The sequence below is a fragment of the Streptomyces sp. SP18BB07 genome (assembly GCF_036322545.1).
In the GTDB taxonomy this organism is placed as follows: Bacteria; Actinomycetota; Actinomycetes; order Streptomycetales; family Streptomycetaceae; genus Streptomyces; species Streptomyces deccanensis.
The window spans coordinates 42,661-66,332 of the sequence record NZ_JAQYWT010000341.1 but is presented as its reverse complement, the minus strand read 5'-3'; the positions used below and the strand labels follow the sequence as shown (position 1 = coordinate 66,332).

Here is a 23,672-nt window from a genome sequence, read left to right as displayed (position 1 = left end):
GGACCGTTCAGCTCAGGCATTGGGCGCGAGGTCGGTACCGGCGCCCCGGCGGCGTACGGCCACCAGATCCGTACGGGCCTCGCCGGTCGGAGTCGCGGCGGCCGGGGCCGGTGCGGCGGAACCGCACACCCCACCCCCCGCGTGCGACCCACAACCCGCGCCCGCGCCTTCGCTCTCGTGCGACCCGCAGCCGCCCCCCGCGTGCGATCCGCACCCCGCGCTCTCCCCGGACCCGCAGCCCCCACCGGCGGTCACGGTCGCCCGGTGCTCCGGGAGCGTCACCTGGTCGGCGCCCTCGACCTCGAACCCGGCGTCCGCGATCATCTCCAGGTCGGCCTTGCCCGCCTGACCCTCACTGGTGAGGTAGTCGCCGAGGAAGATCGAGTTGGCCAGGTGCAGGGCGAGCGGCTGCATCGTGCGCAGATGGACCTCCCGGCCGCCCGCGATCCGCACCTCGGCGTCCGGGCAGACGAACCGCACCATCGCCAGGATCCGCAGACAGCGCTGCGGGGTGAGGTTCCACTCCTTGGCCAGCGGGGTGCCCTCGAAGGGGATGAGGAAGTTCACCGGAACGGAGTCAGGGTCCAGTTCGCGCAGCGAGAAGACGACGTCGACGAGGTCCTCGTCGCTCTCGCCCATGCCCGCGATCAGACCCGAGCAGGCGGACAGACCGGCCGCATGCGCCTTGTTGACCGTGTCCACCCGGTCGGCGTACGTGTGCGTCGTCGTGATCTCGCCGTACGTCGCCTCGGACGTGTTCAGGTTGTGGTTGTAGGCGTCCGCGCCGGCCTCGCGCAGTCGCTCCGCCTGGCCGTCGGAGAGCAGACCGAGGCAGGCGCACACCTCCACGCCCTCGTTCTCGTCCTTGATTGCCTTGATGGTGTCCGAGACCCGCTCGACGTCCCGGTCGGTCGGACCGCGCCCGGAGGCCACCAGACAGACCCGCTTGGCGCCCCCGGCGAGCCCGGCCGCGGCGGCCTCCGACGCCTCGTGGGGCTTGAGCCAGGTGTACTTGAGGATGCCGGCGGTCGAGCCGAGCCGCTGGGAGCAGTAGGAGCAGTCCTCGGGGCAGAGGCCGGACTTGAGGTTGACCAGATAGTTCAGTTTCACCCGGCGCCCGAACCAGTGCCGGCGCACCTTCCCGGCCGCGGCCACCACGTCCAACAGCTCGTCGTCGGAGGTGCCGAGGACGGCGAGCGCCTCGGCACGGCTCAGCGGCTCGCGCCGGAGCCCCTTGTCCACCAGCGTGTTCAGCAGGTCCATGAGAGCCGATCCTGTCCTACGGGACCGCTCCCGGCCAAGGATGGTTCGGACAACAGAGTGCGATCGACGTGTGGGTATTGCCACATCGTGGGCGGCTGGTCCGGCCGTTAGTGTCTGTGCACTGCCTACAAAAGCCCTCGCCGTGCCGTCCAGGACGGCGCGGCGCCGCGGGCTGCCCACACCACCCCGGAGGACCCATGGCGTTCGGCTGGATCGACGAGCAGGCCTCCGCGCGCCGCCGGGCCGGGCTGGTACGGACCCTGCGCCCCCGGCCCGCCGACTCCCCGCTCCTCGACCTAGCGAGCAACGACTACCTGGGTCTGGCCCGGCACCCCGAGATCACCGAGGGCGCCGCCGAGGCCGCGCGCCGATGGGGCGGCGGCGCCACCGGCTCCCGGCTCGTCACCGGCACCACCGAACTCCACGCCGAACTGGAGCGGGAACTCGCCGACTTCTGCGGCTTCGAGGCCGCCCTCGTCTTCTCCTCCGGCTACGCGGCCAACCTCGCCGCCGTCACCGCGCTCGCCCCGCACGGCTCCCTGATCGTCTCGGACGCGGGCAACCACGCCTCCCTCATCGACGGCTGCCGTCTGGCTCGGGGCACCACCCAGGTCGTGGCGCACGCCGACCCGGAGGCGGTCCGCAAGGCGTTGGCCGCGGGCGGCGGGGTGCCCGCTGTAGCCGTCTCCGACACGGTGTTCTCGGTGGACGGCGACGCCGCCCCGCTGGCCTCCCTCGCGGCCGCCTGCCGCGAGTTCGGCGCCGGGCTCGTGGTGGACGACGCGCACGGGCTCGGGGTCCTCGGCGACGGCGGCCGGGGCGCGCCCCACGCGGCGGGGCTCGCGGGCGACCCCGACGTCGTCGTGACGGTCACGCTGTCGAAGTCGCTGGGCAGCCAGGGGGGTGCCGTGCTCGGCCCGGCCAAGGTCATCGACCACCTGGTCAACGCGGCCCGGACGTTCATCTTCGACACGGGCCTCGCCCCGGCGGCGACCGGCGCGGCGCTCGCCGCGCTCCGGCTGCTGCGCCGTGAGCCGGAGCGCGCCGCACGCGCCCGTGAGGTGGCGCGGGAACTGCACACACGGCTGACGGCGTCGGGCCATGAAGCGGTGCGGCCCGACGCCGCCGTGGTCTCCGTACGGGCGCCGTCGCCGGATCAGGCGGTGAGGTGGGCGGCCGACTGCCGTGCGGCGGGTCTCGCCGTCGGCTGTTTCCGCCCCCCGTCCGTGCCGGACGGCGTGTCCCGGCTGAGGCTGACCGCCCGCGCGGATCTCACACGGGGGCAGATCGACCGGGCTGTGGGGATCATCGGCGATACGCGACCGTGAGTCGGCGTCAGGGCCGTGCGTCGCCGTAAGCGGAAGTGCGAACGCCGTCGGTGGTGGTCACCGCAGCGTGGTGATGAATCCCTCCCAGGCGTCGGGGTCGAACAGCAGGGCGGGCCCCGCCGTGTTCTTCGAATCGCGTACGGCCACCAGACCGGCCCAGCGGCCGGACGCGGGACGGGCCGTCTCCACGCAGTTGTTCATTCCCGTGCTGCGACTGCTGCGCAGCCATCGCACTCCGCGTAGTGCGGTACTGGTGGGTACGTTCCGAGGCAGTGCGGACATGGTGCCTCCTTACGCGCCGGCGGCTAGCCCGGCGATGTAATCCAACGAGTCCTCGGGCGAAAGGGCGTGGATCTGAAGGGCGTTGAAGGCCTCGACATACGCCTTGAGGTCTTCTTTCCGTTCGAGGTAGAGGCTACTCGTCAAGTGGTCGAGAACAACCACGTCCAGATCGGAAGTGCTCCTAAATGAGAAAATTACGAAAGGGCCCGTGACGCCGATGTGCGCCCCGGCAGTGAACGGCAGCACCTGCAGTCGCACCTGGGGAAGCCGGGCCGCCTCGACCAGCCGGCCCAGCTGCCGGGCCATGATCTCGGGACCGCCCACCTCACGTCGCAGAACGCCCTCGTCGAGCACGGCACTCAGCTTCAGCGGCGGGTTCCCGCGCAGCACCTCCTGCCGCGCCAGCCGCACTTCCACGAGCGCGTCGAGTTTGTCGTCTTCCAGCCCCTCCACCGCGGCCCGGGTCACCGCCCGCGCGTACTCGGGGATCTGCAGCAGACCCGGCACCACCGAGGTCTCCAGCGTCCGCATCCCCCCGGCCTGCGACTCCAGGCTGATGAAGTCCCGGTACGTCGGCGGCAGTACGCCCCGGTAGGCGTGCCACCAGTTGTGCCGCCCGCCACCGTCCTCGGAGCCCGCGAGCGCCAAAAGCAGCTCCCGTAACTCGGTGTCGGCGACCCCGTACGCGTCCAGCAGCTTGCGCACGTCCGCGGGCTTCACGCCGCTGGCGCCCGTCTCGATCCGGCTCACCTTGGACTGGTGCCAGCCCACCCGATGGGCCGCCTCGATACTGGTGAGCGCGGAACGGGTGCGCAGGACACGCAACTCGGCACCGAGCTTGCGGCGGCGCACCGCCGGACCGTACTGCATGGGATTCTCCTTCCGCCCGGCGCGCGAAGTCGGGGTGACGACAGAGGATGGACGAAACCCTCACCCAAATACGGTCGGCCGTCGGATAGTTCACCGCTTCGAGCGACAGATATATGCATATCTTGGTGGATCGCCACCCGTGACAGCCCAGGTAGTGGCAGTCTGGCGCGAAGCACCAGTCCGGGACCGTAGTCGAACCATCCGCTCCCTGTCGGACACCGGTCCCGTGGGAAAGGGACGCCTCGCCATGGCAGATCACCTGGAAGCATCCGTCACTCTGCCGAGCGATCCCGCCTCGGTGTCCACGGCCCGGAACTACGTCGCCGGCGTGCTCGCCGAATGGGGCCTGCCGGGCGACACCGACGTCGCCGACACCGTGCGCCTGATCGTGTCCGAACTCGCCACCAACGCCGTCCAGCACACCCTCGGTCAGTCGCCCACCTTCACCGTGGACCTCGCCCTCGACCGGGACGAGCGCCTGCGCATCGGCGTCACCGACAGCCATCCACGCTTCCCGAAACGGCTGCCGGCCGCCGTCCAGCAGGACAACGGCCGGGGCATGGTCATCATCCGCTGGCTGACCGCCGAGTGCGGCGGCAGGCTCAGCGTCAGACCCACACGGGAGGGCGGAAAAACGGTGGCGATCGAACTGCCGTGGACGGTCCCGGTGCGGCCGGTCAGCGCGGGCGGTCCGCAGGAACCCTGACGGGGCCCTCGTCCGTGGCCGACCGTGCCGACGAGTCGGCGTGGTCGGAGAAGCGGACCACCAGTTTCGGGAGCGCGGCCCACAGGAGCAGGCAGACGAGGAAGGTGCCGGCCCCGGCGGCCATCCCGGCCTTCCGGCCGAGCGTCACGTCCACGACGAGCAGGACGGAGCCGGTGAAGGCCGGCATCAGCACGATCAGGCCCGCGGTGGCCAGCCGGGACGACACCTGGACGATGAGGGGCTTGGCGTTCTGCTGGAAGAGCGAGCGGTGCAGGGCGGCCGGGGCGGTGAAGAGCGTCGCCGCGAGGACCGCGAGCAGCAGGGTGACGACGTAGGTGGCGCGCTGGAAGGAGTCCAGGTCCGGGAAGCGCGGGGTGAAGGCCAACGTCAACAGGAACGCGAAGAGGATCTGCACCCCGGTCTGGGTGACGCGCAACTCCTGGAGCAGTTCGGAGAAATTGCGGTCGGCGCGTTCGAGGGGGGTCTCGTTGCGTGCGGGACGGGTGCGTTCGTCGGCCATGGTCGAACGGGTATCCAAAACCGCCGGTCGCACGCCCGTCGGGGGCGGCGGAGAGCTCCGCCGCCCCCGACGGTGGGTCAGCGGACCCGGCCGTACCAGACGTTCTTCGTCCACAGCTTCTGCAGCCGGACGACGTCACCCGTCTTCGGCGAGTGCCAGATCTTTCCCTTCCCCGCGTAGATACCGACGTGGTAGACGTTCGAGCCCGAGTGGAAGAAGACGAGGTCTCCGAGCTTGCGGCTGCTCGCGGAGATGTGCTTCGTCTTGTTGTACTGCTGCTGAGCAGTACGGGGCAGCTTCTTGCCCGCCTTCTTGAACGAGTAGAGCGTCAGCCCTGAGCAGTCGAACCTGCTCGGGCCCACGGCGCCGTACTTGTAAGGGGAGCCCTTCTTGGAAGCCGCGACCTTGAGTGCCTTCGACGCCACCGTGGCGGCCTCGGCGCCGGATGCGGCGCCCGGGACCACGATGCTGCCGCTGACAGCGGCGATGGTCAGAGCCGAGGCCGTGCCGGCCCGGGTCAACAGCGACGGGACACGATTCAGCGCAGTCATGCGCAACCCTTCGTCAGCCGCCTGTGAAGGATGACCTGTCGGATTCGGGCTGGCGAAGTTGCCCGGCCGCTGACGCGGCTTCACCCCAAGGGCTGCTCGGCGCGGTCATGGCGTGACCGTTCCGGCGACCCGTCGTGCTTGGGTCCTCCACTCCTGCCGATGCACTTCTGTCGACCGGTCATCCGGGCGGCGGCAGGACTCGGCGTCCACCCGGATCGCCCCGCCGCTGTGGCGGGGGCTTGTCGTCAGGAAGGGATCTTGGCGCACAGAAGTCCGAAAATCCCAACGGAACCGGGGATTTGTGGTCTTACTCACCACTCGCCCGTTCGGGTGGACAGACCATTTTCAGCGGTTGTGTCCAGCCGGTCGAGGAGGTCCGCACCAGCACCGGAATGACATATTCCGGCCCGGTACCAGGCATGTTGCGCAACTTCACAGGTCCTCACGACGTATGGGCCGATGGGTCGATCGCAGTAGGCCGTCCGGACGGCACGAAACCTGGACCGGACGCCCCGTCAGTAGTACGGCGAGCGACCCGGGATCGGTTCAGGCGCGTTCAGGCGGGTGAGTCCTCCGGCTCCGGCGGCAGCGCCACCCGGCCCGCCCGTCGCTCGCCGTCCAGGACCCGAAGGGCGCGCGCGAGCGTCGGGGCGTGGACTTCGTTCTCCCCGCGCCTGTGCATCAGTTCGAGCGCATCGCGCAGGGCGGCCGCCTTGGCGACGAGCGCCTGCGCCGCGCGCAACCCGCGATATGTGTCACCCGGCCGGGCCGGATTGATCCGGCCGAGCAGATCGACCACATCCAGGTAACGGTCGATCAGCTCGGCCTCGGCGCGGGTGAGCGCGGGCAACGGCGGGAGTTCGGGTGGGAGCATCCGCGGCTCACCTCGCGCCGGGGAGCGTGCCCGAGGTCCTGCGGCCCGGAATCACCCGATCGGCCAGGCCGTACTCGACCGCCGCCTCCGCGTCGAGGAACGTGTCCCGCTCGATGTCCGCGCTGATCCGCTCCGGGCTCTGGCCGGTGTGCCGGACGAGCATCTCCTCCAGCCTCCGGCGGTTGCGCGTCAGCTCCTCGGCCTGGATGGCCAGATCGCTGGCCTGCCCCTCGATCCGGTCGGCCACCGCCGGCTGGTGGATCAGCACCCGCGCGCCCGGCAGCATGAACCGCTTCCCCGGCGTGCCCGCCGCGAGCAGCGCCGCGGCGGCCGAACCCGCCTGTCCCAGACAGACGGTCTCCACGTCGCAGGTGACGAAGCGGATGGTGTCGTAGAGGGCCGTCATCGCGCTGAACGAGCCGCCGGGCGAGTTGATGTACAGCGAGATGTCGCGGTCCGGTGCCTGGTGCTCCAGGTGCATGAACTGCGCCGTCACGTCGTTCGCCGACGTGTCGTCGATCTGCGTCCCGAGGAACACGATCCGTTCTTCCAGCAACTTCGCATACGGATCCATCGTTCGGTGACCCGCACTGGTGCGCTCGGTGAACTCGGGCAGCACGTGACGGGCCGACGGTCGGTTCGCGGGCATGAGACACGCCTCCTCTGATCGACTTCTGTAAAAAATGTACAGGACGTACGTAGCGAGGAGGAGGGGATCTGCCGAAAGCGCGGGGCGGGGGTCTCGAAGCGCGCCGGGGTCAGAATGGGATCTTCCGCTCAGGGCGGCGCGAGGCGCCCGGTCTAAGCTGGACGTCATGGCCTACGAGATTCCGGTGACGCAAGCCAGGGCTGAGCTCGCCGATCTGATCAACCGCGTGGTCTACGGCGGCGAGCGCGTCGTCGTGACGCGGCACGGGAAGCCCCTCGTCGCCCTGGTCTCGGCAGCCGACCTGGAGCAGCTCGAAGCGCTCCAGGAGCCGGCCGACGAGCCGGTGATCAGCGCCGTCTCCCGAGTCCACGAGATCGCACCCGCCTCACGCGAGCAGCAGCGCTTCGGTATCGCGGCCGAGCATCGGGGGTCGGGGGCTTCTTAGCGCCGGGGCGAGTGCCTCCGCGGACGGCTCTCCTCGATGGACGGCTCTGCTCGATCGCCGACGCCAAGGCCGTGCGCCCCCGTCCGCTACAGCGGGGGCGCACGGCCGGTCTGGTGGAGCGGTCGCCGGTGGGTCAGTGAGCGGCGGTCGGGGCCGGCGACGGCTCAGGGGTGGACCGCTCGGTGGGCCGGGTGCGGCGCCCGCGCAGGTCGCCCAGGAGGACCGCCGTCAGGCCGAGGCCGGCCCACGCGGTCAGCACCAGGGCCGGGGTCAGGGCGCCGGCGCCGTCGAAGAAGGAGACCGAGCGCAGGAGTGAGGCGCCCGCACCCGGCGGGAGGAGCTGGCCGAGGGCGCCCACCGGCTCGGGGAGCATCTGGGGTGCCGAGGAGGCGCCCGCGAACGGGTTGCCCAGGAAGACGATCAGCAGGGCGCCCAGACCGAGGCCCGCCCGTCCCAGCAGTGAGGCGAGTCCGGCCACGGTGGCGCCGACGGCCAGGGTCGCCAGGCTCAGCACACCGGCCTCGGCCCACCAGTGACCGCCGAGCACACCGAGCCAGCTGTCGGCGAGGGTGGCGGCAGCGGTCCCCACCAGCGCGGCGGCCCCGGCCAACGCGCCGACCGCACGCCCCCGGCGCAGTCCGAGCAGGGTGACCAGGGCGCCGGACGCCGTACCGGCCAGGGCCAGCGGCAGCACGCTCGAACCGAAGGCCGAGCCCCGCGGGTCGCTCGCCGGGCTGGCCACCACATCGGTCGTCGTCACCCGGACGCCTTCCTCGGCGGCCTGCTGTGCCACGGCCTGCTGCAGCAGCTGGGCGACCATCGGGCTCGCGGCCGAGGCGGTGAGCAGCTTCGGCCCGGCCTGGGTGACGACCATTGCGCCGTATACGGTCCGGTCCTCGATGGCCTCCCGCGCGGCCGCCTCGTCGGCGTAGCGGTGGATCTCGAACGCGCCGTCCCGCTGCTCCAGCTGCCGTTCGACCTGGGCCACGGCGGTCGCCGGTCCGGCCACGCCGAGCGGCAGGTCGCGGGGCGCGGTCCGGGCGTTGGGCCAGGCGAAGGCCCAGAGCGCGAGCGCCGCGACGAGCGGGATCAGGACGATGATCGCGACCATGCGGCGGCCCGGGGGTACCGAATTTCCCGGGGTCGCCGGGCCGGTGGGGGCGGCCGGTGCGGCGGCCGCGGTGGGTGCAGCGGACGGGGCGGACATGGGCACTCCCTAAAAAGAAGGATCGTTCGTTTTTCTTGACTTCACCATGCTCCCGGGTGCCGCGCTTGTCAAGAAGGAACGTTCGTTTTACGTTTGGCGGCATGCCCCGCGTATCCCAGGAGCGTCTGGACGCTCGCCGCCGCCAGATCCTCGACGCCGCCGCCCGCTGCTTCGCCCGCAACGGCTTCCACGCCACGTCCATGCAGGACGTCCTCAAGGAGGCCGACCTCTCCGCCGGAGCGGTCTACCGGTACTTCAGCGGCAAGGAGGAGCTGATCGCCGCGATCGTCGCCACGGTCCTCGGCGAGGTGCGCGAGGCGTTCGAGGAGGCCGCGGCTGAGGGCCCGCCTCCGCCGCCGGACGTGCTGATCGGCGCGGCCCTGCGCCGGATCCTGCACCGACAGCCGTCGCTGGGGGAGGCGGGGGAGTCCCTGTACGCGCGGCTGATGGTGCAGGTGTGGGCGGAGACGCTGCGCAATCCCGAACTGCACGCCATCCTGGCGGACGGCTTCGCCGAGGTCCGCGCGGCCTGGATCGGGATCGTCGAGGCGTACCAGGACGCCGGCATGATGCGGGCCGACATCCCCGCGCTCAGCGTCGCGCGGACCATGGTGGCGCTCGCCCAGGGATTCGCCGCCCAGTACGCGCTCTTCGGGGACGTGCCGATCCAGGTGGTCGAGCTGGGCGTGAAGGCGCTGATGAGCATGGGGGACCCGCAGGCCCGGGACTGAGAGGGCTGAGGGGACGGCGGAGACGGAGGGGACTGAGCGGGGATCACGGTCCGGTTAACGTCGCCGAAACGCCGCCCAATTAGCCTGCGGCCACGCCACCAGCGATTTTGCCCGGTGGCGAGGCAACCGGATCCCGCACGGTCCGGAGCGAGGATGTGAGGTGGACGCCGTGCAACTGACCCCGCACGAGCAGGAGAGGCTGCTGATCCATGTGGCGGCCGATGTGGCGGAGAAGCGCCGGGCCCGCGGCCTGAAGCTGAACCACCCCGAGGCTGTCGCGCTCATCACCGCGCACCTCCTCGAAGGCGCGCGGGACGGCCGTACGGTGGCCGAACTCATGGCGTCCGGGCGGCAGTTGCTCACCCGGGAGGACGTCATGGAGGGCATCCCCGAGATGATCCACGACGTGCAGGTCGAGGCGACCTTCCCGGACGGCACCAAGCTCGTCACCGTCCACGACCCGATCGTCTGAGGGGGAGCGCCCGTGATTCCCGGAGAGATCCTGTTCGCCTCGGACCCGATCGTCTACAACGAGGGCCGTGAGGTCACCCGGCTCACCGTCCTCAACGCCGCCGACCGGCCCGTCCAGGTCGGCTCCCACTACCACTTCGCCGAGGCCAACCCCGGCCTGGAGTTCGACCGCGCCGCCGCGCGCGGCAAGCGGCTGAACGTCGCCGCCGGCACTGCCGTGCGTTTCGAGCCCGGGATCCCCGTCGACATCGAACTCGTACCGCTCACCGGCGCCCGTGTCGTGCCCGGACTGCGCGGGGAGACCGGAGGTGCCCTCGATGCCTGAGATCTCGCGTGCCGCGTACGCCGACCTCTTCGGCCCGACCACCGGTGACCGTATCCGGCTCGCCGACACCGATCTGCTCGTCGAGATCGAGGAGGACCGCTCCGGCGGGCCCGGCCTCGCCGGTGACGAGGCGGTGTTCGGTGGCGGCAAGGTCATCCGCGAATCCATGGGCCAGGCCCGTGCTACGCGCGCAGAAGGCACCCCGGACACGGTCATCACCGGTGCGGTGATCATCGACCACTGGGGCATCGTCAAGGCCGACATCGGCATCCGTGACGGCCGGATCACCGGCATCGGCAAGGCCGGCAACCCCGACACCATGGACGGGGTCCACCCCGATCTGGTCATCGGCCCCGAGACGGAGATCATCGCGGGCAACGGGCGGATCGTCACCGCCGGTGGCGTCGACGCCCACGTCCACTTCATCTGCCCGCAGATCGCCGACGAGGCGCTGTCGGCGGGTGTGACGACGCTGGTGGGCGGAGGTACCGGTCCGGCGGAGGGGTCGAAGGCCACCACCGTCACCCCCGGCCCGTGGCACCTGGCCCGGATGATGGAGGCCATGGAGCAGTACCCGCTCAACATCGGCTTCCTGGGGAAGGGCAACACCGTCTCGCACGAGGCGATGCTGTCCCAGATCCGGGGCGGCGCGCTGGGCCTGAAGCTGCACGAGGACTGGGGTTCGACCCCGGCCGTCATCGACGCGTCCCTGACCGTCGCCGACCGGACGGGCATCCAGGTCGCCATCCACACGGACACGCTGAACGAGGCCGGGTTCGTCGGCGACACGCTCGCGGCGATCGGCGGGCGCGGCATCCACGCGTACCACACCGAGGGCGCCGGCGGCGGGCACGCGCCCGACATCATGACCGTGGTCTCCGAGCCGCACGTCCTGCCCAGTTCCACCAACCCGACCCGGCCCTACACCGTCAACACCGCCGAGGAACACCTCGACATGCTGATGGTCTGCCACCACCTGAACGCGGCCGTGCCGGAGGACCTCGCGTTCGCCGAGTCCCGGATCCGGCCGTCGACCATCGGCGCCGAGGACATCCTGCATGATCTGGGCGCCATCTCGATCATCTCCTCCGACGCGCAGGCCATGGGCCGGGTCGGCGAAGTCATCCTGCGGACCTGGCAGACCGCCCACGTGATGAAGAGGCGGCGCGGCGCGCTTCCCGGTGACGGGCGGGCGGACAACCGACGGGTACGTCGCTATGTCGCCAAGTACACGATCAACCCGGCACTCGCGCAGGGGCTCGCCAAGGAGATCGGGTCCGTGGAGACCGGGAAGCTCGCCGACCTCGTCCTCTGGGAGCCCGCGTTCTTCGGCGTGAAGCCGCAGCTCGTGATCAAGGGCGGCCAGATCGCGTACGCGCAGATGGGCGACGCCAACGCCTCCATCCCCACGCCGCAGCCGATCCTGCCGCGTCCCATGTTCGGGGCGATCGGGCGGGCCCCCGCCGCGAACTCGTTCAACTTCGTGGCGCCGCTCGCCATCGAGGACGGGCTGCCGGAGAGGCTCGCGCTGGGGAAGCGGTTCGTCGCCATCGAGTCGACCCGAGGGGTCACCAAGGCCGACATGCGGGAGAACGACGCGCGGCCCGAGGTGCGCGTCGACCCCGACAGTTTCGCCGTGCACATCGACGGGGAGCTGGTGGAGGCCACGCCCGCCGCCGAACTGCCCATGGCCCAGCGTTACTTCCTCTTCTGATGGCTGGGCTCGTGATGGCTGGGTTCGTGATGGCTGGGTTCGCGAGGGCCGGGTTCATGACGGCTGGGGTCCGTGATGTCTAGGGCGGCTCTTCTCGTCCTGGCCGACGGCCGCTTTCCCGCCGGGGGGCACGCGCACTCCGGCGGGGCCGAGGCGGCCGTCAAGGCAGGGCGGATCACCGGGGCGGAGGGGCTGGAGGCGTTCTGCCGGGGGCGTCTGCACACCGCCGGGCTGGTGTCGGCGTCTCTCGCCGCCGCCGCCGCGCTGGGGGTCGACCCGGTCGAGCTGGATAGGGCCGCCGACGCCCGTACGCCGTCGCTCGCGCTGCGGGTCGCCTCGCGGAAGCTGGGGCGGCAGTTGATGCGGGCGGCGCGGGCCACGTGGCCCTCCGGGGAACTGGACGCGGTGGCGCGGGTGTTCCCCAAGGGGGCGCATCAGCCGGTCGTGCTGGGGGTGACGGCCCGGTCCGCCGGGCTGGGGGCGGACGACGCGGCGTACTGCTCCGTGTACGAGAGTGTGAGTGGGGCCGCCAGTGCGACGGTGCGGTTGCTGAGTCTCGATCCGTTCGAGGCGACCGGGGTGTTGGCGCGGTTGGCTTCCGAGATGGATGCGGTGGTGGGGGCGGCGGTCGAGGCGGCGCGGGGGGTGGGGGCCGGTGGGGTGGGGGTGCTGCCGGTGGCTTCCGGGCCGTTGTTGGAGATCAGTGCGGAGGTGCATGCGGGTTGGCCTGTGCGGTTGTTCGCGTCCTGAGCGGGGGTCGCCCCCGCCGCCCCTACCCGTCCCATCCTCAAGGGGCTGCGCCCCTTCGACCCCCAGGCGTCCGTCCGGTGGGGGCTGGTCGCGCAGTTCCCCGCGCCCCTGAAGAGCAGGGGCTGCGCCCCGTGCTTTTCGGGCCGAAAGGCCGTAGGCCTTTCAGGGGCGCGGGGAACTGCGCGAGACGCCCCACCCGCCCGCACCCGCCCAACGACCGATCCCTCCGAGCTCTTCGCCACCACCCCCTACTCCCCCCTCTCGAACAAGGAGCCGCAGTCATGCATCTCGATCACGCCCACTCCCACGACGGCCCCTCAGCCATCGGCGCGGACGCGCACCGGCCCGACGGGAGCCGGCGCGCTTTGCGCGTGGGGCTCGGGGGGCCCGTCGGGTCCGGGAAGACGGCGACCGTCGCCGCGCTGTGCCGGGCGTTGCGGGACGAGTTGTCGCTCGCGGTCGTGACGAACGACATCTACACGCGGGAGGACGCCGAGTTCCTGCTCAGGGAGGCCGTGTTGCCGCCGGAGCGGATCACGGCCGTGGAGACGGGGGCGTGCCCGCACACCGCCATCCGGGACGACATCTCCGCCAACCTGGAGGCCGTGGAGGACCTGGAGGACGAGGTCGGCCCGCTGGACCTCATCCTCGTCGAGTCCGGCGGCGACAACCTCACCGCCACCTTCTCCAAGGGGCTCGTCGACGCGCAGATCTTCGTCATCGACGTGGCCGGCGGCGACGACATCCCCCGCAAGGGCGGGCCCGGTGTCACCACCGCCGACCTGCTCGTCGTCAACAAGACGGACCTCGCGCCGTACGTCGGGTCCGACCTCGCCCGGATGGCCGCGGACGCGAAGGCGCAGCGCGCGCAGCTGCCGGTGGTGTTCCAGTCGTTGCGCGAAGAGGCCGGGGTCGGAGAAGTCGCCGCCTGGGTGCGGGAGAAGCTCGCGGCGTGGACGGCATGACGGCTCTCCGAGGGGGCACGGCACAGCAGGGCATGGGGACCACCGGCGTCAGGGCCACCGCGCGCATCGCGGCCCGCGCCGACGGGCGGGGCGGTACGGCCCTGCCCGTGCTGGAGAGCGACGGACCGCTGGCGCTGCGCCGCACCCGGGGCAGTGGGGACGCGGCGCGGGTCATGCTGGTCGGGGCGATGAGCGGGCCGCTCGGCGGTGACCGGTTCGCCGTCGAGGCGGAGGTCGGAGCGGGGGCCCGGCTCGATGTCGGGTCGGCCGCCGCGACGATCGCGCTGCCCGGGCAGGCCAAGGGGGAGGCCCGCTACGACGTACGGCTCGACGTGGCCGACGGAGGCGAACTGCGGTGGCTGCCCGAGCAGTTGATCTCCGCTCAGGGTAGCGATCTGGCGGTGTCGACGCGCGTCGACCTCACTCCCGGGGCCCGGTTGGTGTTCCGCGAGGAGCAGGTGCTCGGCCGGGCAGGGGAGCAGCCGGGGCGGTTGCGGAGTCGGATCACCGTACTGCTCGGCGGGCGGCCGTTGCTCGATCAGGAGGTGGGGTGCGGGCCCGGCGCGCCCGGCGGCTGGGACGGGCCCGCGGTGCTGGGCGGACACCGGGCGTTGGGGCAACTCCTCGTCGTACGGCCGGAGTTTGTCGACAAGCTCCCCGAGCCGAGGGTGCTGGGGGAGACCGCCGCGCTCACCCCGCTCGCCGGACCCGCCGTACTCGTCAGCGCGCTCGCGCCCGACGCGCTGCGGCTGCGGCGCGTGCTGGACCAGGCTCTCGCCGAGTTGGACGGCTGAGGAGGCATGAGACCTGAGATCCGCTGAACGGGACTTTCCGCACCGGTTATCGGATTAGTAAAGAACGCGTCAGGCCCCTGTTCTCAGGTGCCTCACAGGCACGAGGATCCCCGTGACCATTCGACATTTCGCACCGATGTACGGGGAGTTCCCTCTTGAGAGGTATGAGGCCGACGAGAAGGGCGGGAGCGTTCGGCTCCGCCGGACTGCTCGTCACGGCGACCCTGATAGCCAGTGCCGTCACGGCTCCCGCGGCCGGCGCCGCGGACGGCGCGAGCGCGCAGGACCGTGAGGCCAAGGGTGTCGCCGTCGCCGCAGCCAAGGCGGCGAAGCAGGGCGTCACTTGGCAGGACTGCCCCGAGAGCTGGGGTCTGGAGAAGCCCATCCAGTGCGGCTGGGTCACCGTGCCGCTGGACTACGCCAAGCCGAACGGCAAGCAGATCAAGCTCGCCGTGGACCGGATCGGCAGCACCGGTACGAAGGAGGAGCGCCAGGGCGCGCTCGTCTACAACCCCGGCGGTCCGGGCGGCTCGGGCCTGCGCTTCCCGCGCCGGGTCACGACCAAGAACCCCCTGTGGGTCAACACGTCCAAGGCCTACGACTTCGTGGGCTTCGACCCGCGCGGTGTCGGCAAGTCGGCGCCCATCTCCTGTGCCGACCCGCAGGAGTTCGTGAAGGCGCCCAAGATGGACCCCGTCCCGGACTCCGAGGCCGACAAGCGCAAGCAGCGCGAGCTCGCGGCGAAGTACGCGGCCGGCTGCAAGGAGCGCAGCGGCGAGATGCTGCCGCACATGACGACCCCGAACACGGCGCGCGACCTGGACGTCATCCGGGCCGCCCTCGGGGAGAAGAAGCTCAACTTCCTCGGTGTCTCGTACGGCACGTACATCGGCGCCGTCTACGGAACCCTCTTCCCGAACCACGTGCGCCGCATGGTCGTCGACAGCGTGGTGAACCCCTCCCGCGAGAAGATCTGGTACCAGGCCAACCTGGACCAGGACGTCGCCTTCGAGATGCGCTGGAAGGACTGGACGACGTGGGTCGCGGCGAACGACGCGACCTACCACCTTGGTGACACCCAGGCCAAGGTGCAGGCGAACTGGCTGAAGCTGCGCGCCACCGCGAAGAAGAACCCCCTCGGCGGCCTGGTCGGCCCGGCCGAGCTGATCTCCTTCTTCCAGAGCGCCCCGTACTACGACTCCGCGTGGGCGCCCACCGCCCAGGTGTGGAGCAAGTACGCCGCTGGTGACACCCAGGCGCTGGTGGACGCGGCCGCCCCGGACCTCTCAGACACGGCGGGCAACGCCGCCTCGGAGAACGGCAACGCCGTCTACACGGCGGTCGAGTGCACCGACGCCAAGTGGCCCACCAGTTGGAAGAAGTGGGATCGCGACAACACCCGGCTGCACAAGAACTACCCGTTCATGACCTGGGCCAACGCCTGGATGAACCTGCCGTGCGCCACCTGGCCGTCCAAGCAGTACACCCCGGTGGACGTGAAGACCAGGAAGGGCCTGCCGCCCGTCCTGATCGTCCAGTCCGAGCGGGACGCGGCCACGCCGTACGAGGGCGCCGTCGAGCTGCACAAGCGGTTCAAGGGCTCCCGGTTGATCACGGAGACGAAGGCCGGCTCCCACGGAGTCACCGGCTTGGTCAACCCGTGCGTCAACGGGCGCGTGGACACCTACCTGCTCACCGGCAAGGTGGGCAAGGCCGACGTGAAGTGCGCCCCGCACGCCACGCCGACGCCTTAGGACCGTGAGGAGGGAGGGGGCGACCGGGACGTCCGGTCGCCCCCTCCCTCCGTGCTCACCCGCTCACTTCGGCCGTCCCGCCAGCCAGGCGTCCTCCGCCGCGTAGTCGAAGAGGTCCCCGTACACCTCGGCCATCTTGGGGTAGGCCTCCTGCCAGTCCCGTCCGCCCGCGAGCCGGCCCTCGATCCAGGCGACCGTCTCCGGCAGCGACTCCGCGTACCGGACCACCGGCCGGTAGCCCAACTCCTGCTCGGCCGCGTACATGTCGCACACCACGGGCACCGGCACGGACCACGGAGTGTGGCCCACCGTGGGCGACGGGGCGGGGCCGTCGACGAGCACGTTCTCCGTTCGTACGCCCATCACCGCGTCGATGGCGGCGGCGATCTCCACGACGGTGGGCGCGTCGGGGTCGACGGCGTTCAGCGCCCGCGCACCGGGCCGGGCGGCGGCCAGCCGGATCAGCTCGGCGATGTTGTGGACGCTCGCCGGATGGAAGCGGCTCGCACCGCCGTGGGCGAGGACGCGGCGCGGTCTGCCGTCCAGGTTGCGCTTCACGAAGTACAGCTCGCGCGGGGTACGGCAGTGCGGCCCGTGGATGGCGCCCGCGCGCAGCAGGGTCGTGGGCAACCGGTCGGCCCCGGCGAGGAGTTCACGCTCCAGGCCCGCCTTGCGGGTGCTGTACGAGGTGTCGCCCGGCTGGATCGTGCGCTGGCTCTCGGGCAGGGGCAGCGGGTACTCGGGGAAGCCGCCCGGCTCCGCCTGCGTGTCGAAGTTGCGGCCCTTGTCGTCCTCGTACACCGAGACGCTGGAGACGACGACCGCCGAGCCCACCCGGTCGGCCAACGACAGCAACTGCCGGGCGTGTTCGGGACCGTACGCGACGACGTCCACCAGCACGTCGCAGCCGTCACCGACCGCGGCCGCCAGCGCCGCGTCGTCGCCCCGGTCGGCTGCGACGGTCCGTACCTCCTCCGGCCAGCCGTCGTCGCGGCCGCCGCCCCGCGAGACGGCCGTCACCGCCCACCCGTCGCGCGCCAGCGCACCCACGGCCGGTCGTCCGATCTGTCCCGTCGCTCCTACCACCACAACACGTCGTGTCATGGCCCCGACCGTACGACGTCCGGGTACCGGGCGTCGCGCTGCTCTGCCACCGGCAGAACACCGGCAACACCGGCAGGACACCGGCAGGCCCCGGCCCGGTGTGCTCCGCCGGGGTCCGCTCAACTCAGCGGCAGGCGCGGGAACTTGCGCTCCTTCGCCGCGGCCGCCTCCTCCGCCTTCACGACGGCCGCGTACTGGTCGACGTACTCCTGCTCGGAGAGGGTGAGGATCGCGTACATGATCTCGTCGGTGATGGCGCGCAGCACGGCCTTCTCGTTCTCCATGCCCTCGTAGCGGGAGAAGTCGAGGGGCTTGCCGAAGCGGATGACGACGGGGTGGATGTTGGGGATGACCTTGCCCGGGGGCTGCGCCTCGAAGGTGCCGATCATGGCGCAGGGGATCACGGGCACCCCGGCCTTGAGCGCCATGACCGCGACGCCGACCTTGCCCTTGTAGAGACGGCCGTCGTGCGAGCGGGTGCCCTCCGGGTAGATGCCGAGGAGTTCGTCCTTGCTCAGCACGCCGAGGCCCTCGCGGATGGCGGCCTGGCCCGCGTCCTTGCCGGAGCGGTCGACCGGGATCTGTCCGGCGCTGTGGAAGAAGAACGCCGTCAAGCGGCCCTTGAGACCCGGGCCGGTGAAGTACTCGGCCTTCGCCAGGAACGTGATGCGGCGCTTGAGGATCGCGGGCATCAGGAAGTGGTCCGAGAAGGACAGGTGATTGCCCGCGACGATGGCCGCGCCCGACGACGGCACGTGTTCGAGGCCCTCGATGCGAGGCCGGAAGACCAGTCTCAGCAGGGGGCCCAGAAGCACGTACTTGAGCAGGTAATAGAACACGGCGTCTCCCTCGCGCTACCGGATCGGCTCTGTGGACGTGTTCGGACTCACGAGGACTCCTCGCTGACCTCGCTGACGCTGCGTCAGGCGCATGAGCGCTGGTGGGCCTCGTCCTGCGTGTCGACGATTGATCGTAGCCCGACGTGCCACGTCACCGGGAGGAGGCAGCAGTAAACCGAACAGCGGGGACGCCGGGTACGGCGTGATCGGAACCGCGCGTACCCGTCCCCGTACCCATACCCGTCCCCGTGCAGCGGACCGGGTGCGCCACGCCCGCGCGGCCGCACCGGCCGCGCCCTGATCGACACGCCGTCTCCCGTGAGCGGGCTTGGCGTCGGCATATGCGCGTAGGGCGTGGCGCCGAATGATCGGGCCCAGTGCGGAGCCGGGCGTGGACGATCCGCTCGGTGAGGCCCTGGCGGCGGTGGTGCGCCGTACGGGCGCCAGGTCCGCCGGCGTCTACGTCCTGGACCCGGCCGAGGCCGTACTCGGCCTGATCGCCTTGTGCGGTGTCCCGGTCGACGCCTTCGCGCCGTGGTGGCGGGCCCCCTACGCCGTCCACGGCCCGAGCCAGGACGCGGTACGCAACGAGCGTCTCGTCTGGGTGGTTCCCTGGAGGAGTTGGCCCGCTGCTATCCGCGCGTCGCGGCGAGCATCCCCTACCAGGTCGCGTTCGCGGTCGTGCCGCTCACCGGGATCCGGCACTGCCGGGGCGCCCTGCTGCTGATGTGGTCCCCGGGCCGGTCGCCGGTCCTCAGCCGCCGGGAGCGCGGCCGGATCATGGCCGGCGCCCGCCGTATCGCCCGGGTATTGGACCTGGCCGCCCTGCCGCCTTCCATCCCGGACCGGCCCCGGTTCGTCCGCCCCGACGGCACGGAGCCGGTACCGCAGTCCGGGTCCGAGGCTGCCCGGCAGGTGGAACGCCTGCCCCTCGGCACGCTCGACGTGCAGGGCCATGACATGGCGGCCGCCGCCCTCATGGGGCAGGTGCGCATGGCCGTCCACGCCCACGCCACGGCCGGAGCCACGCCCGACCAGGTCCTCACCCGCACCGACCGCGACCTCGCCGACCTGAACGCCGGCCGCTTCGTCTCCTGCCTCTACGCCCACCTCGACCTCGCCCGTCACCGGGCCACCCTCGCCGGCGGCGGACACCCCCCACCGCTGCTGCGCGCGCCCGACGGCCGCACCCACCCCGTCGACATCCGCCCCGGCCCCCCGCTCGGCATCGGTATCGGGACCCCCGCCTACCCGCTCACCACGCTGTCCCTGGGCCCGGAGACGCTGCTCGCCCTCTACACCGACGGCCTGGTGGAGGACCCCGGCACCGACATCGGTCGGACCATCGCCGACCTCGCCCACCACCTCGGCGAGTCCGGTGACCTCCCGCTGCACCGACTCGTCGACGACCTCGTCCACCACACCCACCGCACCGGCCGGCACACCGACGACATCGCCCTGCTGCTGCTCAGGCCCCGCCGCACCGCCGAACCGTGACCGGACCCGGCGGTGCGGCGCGGCGCGGTGCGGCTCAGGAGGCCTCGCCCAGAACCTCCCCCAACGTCCTCAGCGCCGAGCGGAGTTCCGTCCCCGTGATCGTCAGGGGCGGCGCCAGGCGGATGGTCGAGCCATGGGTGTCCTTGACCAGGATGCCCCGCTCCATGAGCCGGTGACTGATCTCGCGGCCCGTGCCGATCGAGGGGTCGACGTCGACGCCCGCCCACAGTCCGCGCGCCCGGAAGCCGACCACGCCCCGGCCGACCAGTTCCGTGAGCCCCTCCCGCAGCACCCCGCCCAGTTCGGCCGCCCTGAGCTGGAACTCCCCGGTGCGCAGCAGCTCGACCACCGCCGCCCCGACCGCCGCGGCGAGCGGGTTGCCGCCGAACGTCGAGCCGTGCTCGCCGGGCCGCAGGACCGACAGCACCTCCCGGCGGGCCACCACCGCCGACACCGGTACGATGCCGCCGCCGAGCGCCTTGCCGAGCAGCACGGCGTCGGGCAGCACGTCCTCGTGCTCGACGGCGAGCGTCCGGCCGGTGCGGCCGAGGCCCGACTGGATCTCGTCCGCGATGAACAGACAACCGGTGCGCCGGGTCAGCTCGCGGACCCCGCGCAGATAGCCGTCGTCCGGGATGAGGACGCCCGCCTCGCCCTGGATGGGCTCGATGAGCACGGCGGCCGTCGTCTCGTCGACCGCCGCCTCCAGCGCCGCGAGGTCGTTGTACGGGATCACCCGGAACCCGGGCGTGAACGGGCCGAAGCCGTCCCGGGCCACCGGGTCCGTGGAGAAGCTGACGATCGTCGTGGTCCGGCCGTGGAAGTTGCCGTCGGCCACCACGATGGTCGCCCGGTCGGCCGGGACGCCCTTCACCTCGTACGCCCACTTGCGGGCCACCTTGATCGCGCTCTCCACCGCCTCGGCGCCCGTGTTCATCGGCAGCACCATGTCCAGGCCGGTCAGCTCGGCCAGCGACTCGGCGAACTCGGCGAGCCGGTCGTTGTGGAAGGCCCGCGAGGTCAGGGTGAGGGTGTCGAGCTGGCGGTGCGCGGCCTCGATCAGCGCCGGGTGGCGGTGGCCGAAGTTGAGGGCGGAGTAGCCGGCCAGCATGTCCAGATAGCGGCGGCCCTCGACGTCCTCGACCCAGGTGCCCTCGGCACGGGCGACGACCACGGGCAGCGGGTGGTAGTTGTGCGCGAGGACGGGCTCCTCGGCGCGGATGAGGTCGGCCGACGAACGTGCGCGGACGGGAGCGGTCATGAGCGGATCTCCTGAGTGACGCACTTGATGCCGCCGCCGGCCTTCTGGAACTCCGACAGGTCGACGGGGACGGGAACGTAGCCCTGCCGGGCGAGCTGGTCGGCGAGTTCCTTGGCGCGGGGCGAGATGAACACATGGCGGCCGTCGGACACCGAGTTCAGACCGAAGGCCATGGCGTCCTCGCGGGTGGCGATCACCGCGTCCGGGTAGAGGCGGGCGAGGACCGCGCGGCTGCCGGGGGAGAAGGCCTCCGGGTAGTACGCGATGTTGCCCGCGGAGCCGTCGCCGCCGTCGTCCAGGACGAACAGCGCCGTGTCCAGATGGTAGAAACGCGGGTCCACCAGCTGGAGGCTGATCACGGGGACGCCGAAGAACTCCTGCGCCAGGCGATGCGCCTCACGGGTGGTGCGGAAGCCGGTCCCGGCGAGCAGATAGCGACCGGTCGGCACCAGATCGCCCTCTCCCTCGCACACCGACTCGGAGCGGAACACCTCGTACCCGGCACTCTTGAACCAGGCGTCGTAGGCGGTGGACTCGGGGCGCCGCTCGGGCGCGTGGAACAGCGAGCCGAGGACACGGCCGCCGAGGACGAGCGCGCAGTTGGCCGCGAACACCATGTCCGGCAGCGCCGCCACCGGCTCCACGGAGTCCACGGTGTGACCATGGGCCCGATAGGCGCGGATCAGCTCCTGCCACTGATCCTGGGCGAGGTCGACATCCACGGGGGTGTCCGGATGCATCCAGGGATTGATCGAGTACTGCACGGCGAAGTGTCTGGGTTCGCAGACGAGAAAGCGCCGAAGGCGCGGCACACGGCTGTCGGGCACAGAGGGTTTCTCCGCTTCCTGACGGTGTCGACGGGGATGACACCACGGTAGGAATCGGGCCAGGCGCACGACAAGGAACGAACGTTGCGTGTTCGCGCAGTAATGCTGCGTGTTGGCCGAGCTCAGCGCACGTTCGCTGCGTCCTGGGTCGCGGCGGCCTCCGGAGCCTCCGGCAGCAGGTGCGACAGCACCATGTAGCTGATCGTCTTCCGGATGAACGGCTCGGTGCGGATCCGCTCCAGCACCTCCTCGAAGTGCTCCACGTCGACCGCCCGGACGTGCAGCAGCGCGTCCGCGCCCCCGGTCACCGTCATCGCCGCCGTGATCTCCGGATGGTTGCGCACCACCTCCGCGAGCCGCCGGGGCGGCGCCGCGCCCTCGCAGTACACCTCCACGTACGCCTCTGTGCGCCAGCCGAGCGCCGCCGGCTGCACCGTGGCCGTGAAGCCGGTGATGACCCCGGTCTCGCGCAGCCGGTCCACCCGCCGCTTGACCGCGGTGGCCGACAGACCGATGTCCGAGCCGATCTCGGCGAAGCTGGTCCTCGCGTTCGCCATCAACGCAGTGATGATCTTGCGGTCGAGCTCGTCGAACGCAGCGGACTTGCTGTTCATGAGGGCACTGTAGCCAGCGGGAGGCGTCCGCGACCCCCGGCGCGAAGGCCTCCGCCGCGCGCCCGTGTGCATGAGTACGAATTACTCCTACACTCCACGTTCATGCTGCGCGCGCTCGCCGTCGATGACGAGAAACCCTCCCTGGAGGAGCTGCTGTACCTGCTGAACGCGGATCCACGGGTCGGCAGCGCCGAGGGCGCGAACGACGCCACCGAGGCACTGCGGCGGATCAACCGCGCCCTGGAGTCCGGCCCCGACGGACCCGAGGCGATCGACGTCGTCTTCCTCGACATCCAGATGGCCGGACTCGACGGCCTCGACCTCGCCCGTCTCCTCACCGGCTTCGCCCGGCCCCCGCTGGTCGTCTTCGTCACCGCGCACGAGGGCTTCGCCGTCCAGGCCTTCGACCTCAAGGCCGTCGACTACGTCCTCAAGCCCGTACGCCGCGAACGCCTCGCCGAGGCGATCCGCCGGGCCGCCCAGCTCCGTGAGGCGACCACGGCCCCCGCCCCGCCGATCCCCGTCCACGAACCCGACCCCGACCAGATACCCGTCGAGCTCGGCGGGGTGACCCGCTTCGTCGCCGTCGACGACATCACCCACGTCGAGGCCCAGGGCGACTACGCCCGACTGCACACCCCGCAGGGCAGCCACCTCGTCCGCATTCCCCTCTCCACCCTCGAAGAGCGCTGGCGCGCACGCGGCTTCGTCCGCATCCACCGCCGCCATCTCGTCGCCCTGCGGCACGTCGGGGAACTCCGCCTGGACGCGGGCACCGTCAGCGTCCTGGTCGGCCCCGTGGAACTCCAGGTCAGCCGCCGCCACGCCCGCGAACTGCGCGATCTGCTGATGCGCCGGACCACGGGCTGAGGAGCGGCCATGCCGAACGACCCCACCGAACGCCATGTAGAGCGCCGTGTCGAACGCCGTGTCGTCGTCACCGGGGTGCCCCGCCGCACCCCCCGCCCCTCCGGCCACCAGCGCCCCCGCACCGAGATCGACGAACAGACCACCCTCGGCCACACCTATGTCCGCTCCCTCATGCGCAGCCAACTCCGCTCCGCGCTCGCCGTGTTCGCGGTACTGGTCCTGCTGGTCGGCCCGCTGCCCCTGGTCTTCGCCGCGATGCCGGACGGCGCCGGCCTGGAATGGGCCCTCCTCGGCTTCGGCGTCTACCCACCGCTGGTCCTCCTCGCCCGCCGACACGTACGCCGCGCCGAACGCAACGAACAGGACCTCGTCCGCCTCGTCGAGGACCGCTGAGGCGCCGCGAGCAGTGAACCCGTGAACGAGGAGACCCAGAGCAAGGCATGAACGAGAGCAAGGCATGA

At 71.4% G+C, this 23,672-nt stretch carries 27 protein-coding genes and 1 riboswitch; of the genes, 14 read left to right on the top strand and 13 right to left on the bottom strand.

The features are described 5' to 3' along the window. Nucleotides 1–12: 12 nt before the first annotated feature. The gene (gene bioB / locus PUR53_RS30545) at nucleotides 13–1,263 is read right to left on the bottom strand and encodes a biotin synthase BioB (RefSeq protein WP_329897530.1); all 1,251 of its coding nucleotides are present in this window, start codon (nucleotides 1,261–1,263) and stop codon (nucleotides 13–15) included. Between the two features lie 197 nt (nucleotides 1,264–1,460). Here bioB and PUR53_RS30540 point away from each other — a divergent pair, with 197 nt between their 5' ends. After that, nucleotides 1,461–2,591 (top strand): 8-amino-7-oxononanoate synthase, encoded by a 1,131-nt coding sequence (locus tag PUR53_RS30540; RefSeq protein ID WP_329910326.1) that lies wholly within the window; start codon nucleotides 1,461–1,463, stop codon nucleotides 2,589–2,591. 57 nt (nucleotides 2,592–2,648) lie between these two features. Here the strand turns inward: PUR53_RS30540 and PUR53_RS30535 are convergent, their stop codons facing one another. Then, complete coding sequence (locus PUR53_RS30535) at nucleotides 2,649–2,873, bottom strand: DUF397 domain-containing protein (protein ID WP_319242864.1); 225 nt, start codon at nucleotides 2,871–2,873, stop codon at nucleotides 2,649–2,651. A 9-nt stretch (nucleotides 2,874–2,882) separates the two neighbouring features. Continuing rightward, the gene (locus tag PUR53_RS30530; RefSeq protein WP_329910325.1) at nucleotides 2,883–3,743 is read right to left on the bottom strand and encodes a helix-turn-helix domain-containing protein; all 861 of its coding nucleotides are present in this window, start codon (nucleotides 3,741–3,743) and stop codon (nucleotides 2,883–2,885) included. Between the two features lie 247 nt (nucleotides 3,744–3,990). Between PUR53_RS30530 and PUR53_RS30525 the strand changes: the two genes are divergently transcribed. Then, a complete protein-coding gene (locus PUR53_RS30525; protein WP_329897527.1) occupies nucleotides 3,991–4,449 on the top strand; it encodes an ATP-binding protein in 459 nt (152 codons plus the stop codon). Here PUR53_RS30525 and PUR53_RS30520 read toward each other — a convergent pair. The 4 genes from PUR53_RS30520 to PUR53_RS30505 form a co-directional block, all read right to left on the bottom strand. Further along, nucleotides 4,421–4,969: a DUF6328 family protein gene (locus PUR53_RS30520; protein ID WP_329897526.1), complete on the bottom strand. Its 549-nt coding sequence runs from the start codon at nucleotides 4,967–4,969 to the stop codon at nucleotides 4,421–4,423. The two genes, PUR53_RS30525 and PUR53_RS30520, sit on opposite strands and share 29 nt — an antisense overlap. Before the next feature lie 77 nt (nucleotides 4,970–5,046). After that, the gene (locus PUR53_RS30515) at nucleotides 5,047–5,520 is read right to left on the bottom strand and encodes a C40 family peptidase (protein WP_045562372.1); all 474 of its coding nucleotides are present in this window, start codon (nucleotides 5,518–5,520) and stop codon (nucleotides 5,047–5,049) included. A gap of 3 nt (nucleotides 5,521–5,523) precedes the next feature. Further along, a riboswitch (cyclic di-AMP (ydaO/yuaA leader) is annotated at nucleotides 5,524–5,694 on the bottom strand. 382 nt (nucleotides 5,695–6,076) lie between these two features. Continuing rightward, nucleotides 6,077–6,394, bottom strand: coding sequence for a hypothetical protein (locus PUR53_RS30510; RefSeq protein WP_329897525.1), 318 nt, complete (start codon nucleotides 6,392–6,394; stop codon nucleotides 6,077–6,079). Between the two features lie 7 nt (nucleotides 6,395–6,401). Then, nucleotides 6,402–7,043, bottom strand: a complete 642-nt coding sequence (locus tag PUR53_RS30505; RefSeq protein WP_329897524.1) for an ATP-dependent Clp protease proteolytic subunit — start codon at nucleotides 7,041–7,043, stop codon at nucleotides 6,402–6,404. Between the two features lie 166 nt (nucleotides 7,044–7,209). On the opposite strand from PUR53_RS30505, the gene PUR53_RS30500 reads away from it, so the two are divergent. Next, nucleotides 7,210–7,488, top strand: a complete 279-nt coding sequence (locus PUR53_RS30500; protein WP_329897523.1) for a type II toxin-antitoxin system Phd/YefM family antitoxin — start codon at nucleotides 7,210–7,212, stop codon at nucleotides 7,486–7,488. A gap of 133 nt (nucleotides 7,489–7,621) precedes the next feature. Here the strand turns inward: PUR53_RS30500 and PUR53_RS30495 are convergent, their stop codons facing one another. Further along, nucleotides 7,622–8,695: an ABC transporter permease gene (locus tag PUR53_RS30495; RefSeq protein WP_329910323.1), complete on the bottom strand. Its 1,074-nt coding sequence runs from the start codon at nucleotides 8,693–8,695 to the stop codon at nucleotides 7,622–7,624. A gap of 101 nt (nucleotides 8,696–8,796) precedes the next feature. On the opposite strand from PUR53_RS30495, the gene PUR53_RS30490 reads away from it, so the two are divergent. The 8 genes from PUR53_RS30490 (at nucleotide 8,797) to PUR53_RS30455 (ending at nucleotide 16,199) form a co-directional block, all read left to right on the top strand. Beyond that, nucleotides 8,797–9,426, top strand: coding sequence for a TetR/AcrR family transcriptional regulator (locus PUR53_RS30490; protein ID WP_329897521.1), 630 nt, complete (start codon nucleotides 8,797–8,799; stop codon nucleotides 9,424–9,426). 169 nt (nucleotides 9,427–9,595) lie between these two features. Next, nucleotides 9,596–9,898, top strand: a complete 303-nt coding sequence (locus PUR53_RS30485) for an urease subunit gamma (protein WP_329910389.1) — start codon at nucleotides 9,596–9,598, stop codon at nucleotides 9,896–9,898. Nucleotides 9,899–9,910: 12 nt separating this feature from the next. Beyond that, the gene (locus PUR53_RS30480; RefSeq protein WP_329910322.1) at nucleotides 9,911–10,222 is read left to right on the top strand and encodes an urease subunit beta; all 312 of its coding nucleotides are present in this window, start codon (nucleotides 9,911–9,913) and stop codon (nucleotides 10,220–10,222) included. Further along, entirely contained in the window at nucleotides 10,215–11,936 is a 1,722-nt protein-coding gene (locus PUR53_RS30475; RefSeq protein ID WP_329897519.1) for an urease subunit alpha, read from the top strand. The genes PUR53_RS30480 and PUR53_RS30475 overlap by 8 nt, the downstream gene beginning before the upstream one ends. Before the next feature lie 75 nt (nucleotides 11,937–12,011). Further along, nucleotides 12,012–12,686, top strand: a complete 675-nt coding sequence (locus PUR53_RS30470) for an urease accessory protein UreF (protein ID WP_329910321.1) — start codon at nucleotides 12,012–12,014, stop codon at nucleotides 12,684–12,686. A gap of 281 nt (nucleotides 12,687–12,967) precedes the next feature. Next, nucleotides 12,968–13,651, top strand: coding sequence for an urease accessory protein UreG (gene ureG / locus PUR53_RS30465; RefSeq protein ID WP_329897517.1), 684 nt, complete (start codon nucleotides 12,968–12,970; stop codon nucleotides 13,649–13,651). Then, nucleotides 13,648–14,445, top strand: coding sequence for an urease accessory protein UreD (locus PUR53_RS30460; RefSeq protein ID WP_329910320.1), 798 nt, complete (start codon nucleotides 13,648–13,650; stop codon nucleotides 14,443–14,445). Before ureG ends, PUR53_RS30460 begins: the two co-directional genes overlap by 4 nt. A gap of 164 nt (nucleotides 14,446–14,609) precedes the next feature. After that, on the top strand, nucleotides 14,610–16,199 hold the full coding sequence (locus PUR53_RS30455; protein ID WP_329910319.1) for an alpha/beta hydrolase: 1,590 nt from the start codon (nucleotides 14,610–14,612) through the stop codon (nucleotides 16,197–16,199). A 63-nt stretch (nucleotides 16,200–16,262) separates the two neighbouring features. Here PUR53_RS30455 and PUR53_RS30450 read toward each other — a convergent pair whose 3' ends face one another. Both PUR53_RS30450 and PUR53_RS30445 read right to left on the bottom strand, forming a co-directional pair. After that, nucleotides 16,263–17,288 (bottom strand): NAD-dependent epimerase/dehydratase family protein, encoded by a 1,026-nt coding sequence (locus PUR53_RS30450; RefSeq protein ID WP_329910387.1) that lies wholly within the window; start codon nucleotides 17,286–17,288, stop codon nucleotides 16,263–16,265. A 134-nt stretch (nucleotides 17,289–17,422) separates the two neighbouring features. Then, a complete protein-coding gene (locus tag PUR53_RS30445; protein ID WP_329897514.1) occupies nucleotides 17,423–18,142 on the bottom strand; it encodes a lysophospholipid acyltransferase family protein in 720 nt (239 codons plus the stop codon). Between the two features lie 621 nt (nucleotides 18,143–18,763). On the opposite strand from PUR53_RS30445, the gene PUR53_RS30440 reads away from it, so the two are divergent. Further along, nucleotides 18,764–19,639, top strand: a complete 876-nt coding sequence (locus tag PUR53_RS30440; protein ID WP_443080377.1) for a PP2C family protein-serine/threonine phosphatase — start codon at nucleotides 18,764–18,766, stop codon at nucleotides 19,637–19,639. 34 nt (nucleotides 19,640–19,673) lie between these two features. On the opposite strand, the gene rocD is transcribed toward PUR53_RS30440, so the two are convergent. From rocD to PUR53_RS30425, 3 genes are all read right to left on the bottom strand, one after another. Continuing rightward, nucleotides 19,674–20,900: an ornithine--oxo-acid transaminase gene (rocD, locus tag PUR53_RS30435; RefSeq protein ID WP_329910318.1), complete on the bottom strand. Its 1,227-nt coding sequence runs from the start codon at nucleotides 20,898–20,900 to the stop codon at nucleotides 19,674–19,676. Beyond that, on the bottom strand, nucleotides 20,897–21,727 hold the full coding sequence (gene ddaH / locus PUR53_RS30430; RefSeq protein WP_329910317.1) for a dimethylargininase: 831 nt from the start codon (nucleotides 21,725–21,727) through the stop codon (nucleotides 20,897–20,899). The genes rocD and ddaH overlap by 4 nt, the downstream gene beginning before the upstream one ends. 122 nt (nucleotides 21,728–21,849) lie before the next feature. Then, complete coding sequence (locus tag PUR53_RS30425; protein ID WP_045562354.1) at nucleotides 21,850–22,341, bottom strand: Lrp/AsnC family transcriptional regulator; 492 nt, start codon at nucleotides 22,339–22,341, stop codon at nucleotides 21,850–21,852. A gap of 102 nt (nucleotides 22,342–22,443) precedes the next feature. Between PUR53_RS30425 and PUR53_RS30420 the strand changes: the two genes are divergently transcribed. Together PUR53_RS30420 and PUR53_RS30415 are read left to right on the top strand one after the other, a co-directional pair. Further along, nucleotides 22,444–23,211 (top strand): LytR/AlgR family response regulator transcription factor, encoded by a 768-nt coding sequence (locus tag PUR53_RS30420; protein ID WP_239752199.1) that lies wholly within the window; start codon nucleotides 22,444–22,446, stop codon nucleotides 23,209–23,211. A gap of 9 nt (nucleotides 23,212–23,220) precedes the next feature. Beyond that, nucleotides 23,221–23,604, top strand: coding sequence for a hypothetical protein (locus PUR53_RS30415; protein WP_329910316.1), 384 nt, complete (start codon nucleotides 23,221–23,223; stop codon nucleotides 23,602–23,604). Nucleotides 23,605–23,672 lie beyond the last annotated feature (68 nt).

Bases quoted from the DNA above. Each gene is read 5' to 3' on its own strand.
- bioB (WP_329897530.1), bottom strand. From the start codon at position 1,263: ATGGACCTGCTGAACACGCTGGTGGACAAGGGGCTCCGGCGCGAGCCG.
- PUR53_RS30540 (WP_329910326.1), top strand. From the start codon at position 1,461: ATGGCGTTCGGCTGGATCGACGAGCAGGCCTCCGCGCGCCGCCGGGCC.
- PUR53_RS30535 (WP_319242864.1), bottom strand. From the start codon at position 2,873: ATGTCCGCACTGCCTCGGAACGTACCCACCAGTACCGCACTACGCGGA.
- PUR53_RS30530 (WP_329910325.1), bottom strand. From the start codon at position 3,743: ATGCAGTACGGTCCGGCGGTGCGCCGCCGCAAGCTCGGTGCCGAGTTG.
- PUR53_RS30525 (WP_329897527.1), top strand. From the start codon at position 3,991: ATGGCAGATCACCTGGAAGCATCCGTCACTCTGCCGAGCGATCCCGCC.
- PUR53_RS30520 (WP_329897526.1), bottom strand. From the start codon at position 4,969: ATGGCCGACGAACGCACCCGTCCCGCACGCAACGAGACCCCCCTCGAA.
- PUR53_RS30515 (WP_045562372.1), bottom strand. From the start codon at position 5,520: ATGACTGCGCTGAATCGTGTCCCGTCGCTGTTGACCCGGGCCGGCACG.
- PUR53_RS30510 (WP_329897525.1), bottom strand. From the start codon at position 6,394: ATGCTCCCACCCGAACTCCCGCCGTTGCCCGCGCTCACCCGCGCCGAG.
- PUR53_RS30505 (WP_329897524.1), bottom strand. From the start codon at position 7,043: ATGCCCGCGAACCGACCGTCGGCCCGTCACGTGCTGCCCGAGTTCACC.
- PUR53_RS30500 (WP_329897523.1), top strand. From the start codon at position 7,210: ATGGCCTACGAGATTCCGGTGACGCAAGCCAGGGCTGAGCTCGCCGAT.
- PUR53_RS30495 (WP_329910323.1), bottom strand. From the start codon at position 8,695: ATGTCCGCCCCGTCCGCTGCACCCACCGCGGCCGCCGCACCGGCCGCC.
- PUR53_RS30490 (WP_329897521.1), top strand. From the start codon at position 8,797: ATGCCCCGCGTATCCCAGGAGCGTCTGGACGCTCGCCGCCGCCAGATC.
- PUR53_RS30475 (WP_329897519.1), top strand. From the start codon at position 10,215: ATGCCTGAGATCTCGCGTGCCGCGTACGCCGACCTCTTCGGCCCGACC.
- PUR53_RS30470 (WP_329910321.1), top strand. From the start codon at position 12,012: ATGTCTAGGGCGGCTCTTCTCGTCCTGGCCGACGGCCGCTTTCCCGCC.
- ureG (WP_329897517.1), top strand. From the start codon at position 12,968: ATGCATCTCGATCACGCCCACTCCCACGACGGCCCCTCAGCCATCGGC.
- PUR53_RS30460 (WP_329910320.1), top strand. From the start codon at position 13,648: ATGACGGCTCTCCGAGGGGGCACGGCACAGCAGGGCATGGGGACCACC.
- PUR53_RS30455 (WP_329910319.1), top strand. From the start codon at position 14,610: ATGAGGCCGACGAGAAGGGCGGGAGCGTTCGGCTCCGCCGGACTGCTC.
- rocD (WP_329910318.1), bottom strand. From the start codon at position 20,900: ATGACCGCTCCCGTCCGCGCACGTTCGTCGGCCGACCTCATCCGCGCC.
- PUR53_RS30425 (WP_045562354.1), bottom strand. From the start codon at position 22,341: ATGAACAGCAAGTCCGCTGCGTTCGACGAGCTCGACCGCAAGATCATC.
- PUR53_RS30420 (WP_239752199.1), top strand. From the start codon at position 22,444: ATGCTGCGCGCGCTCGCCGTCGATGACGAGAAACCCTCCCTGGAGGAG.
- PUR53_RS30415 (WP_329910316.1), top strand. From the start codon at position 23,221: ATGCCGAACGACCCCACCGAACGCCATGTAGAGCGCCGTGTCGAACGC.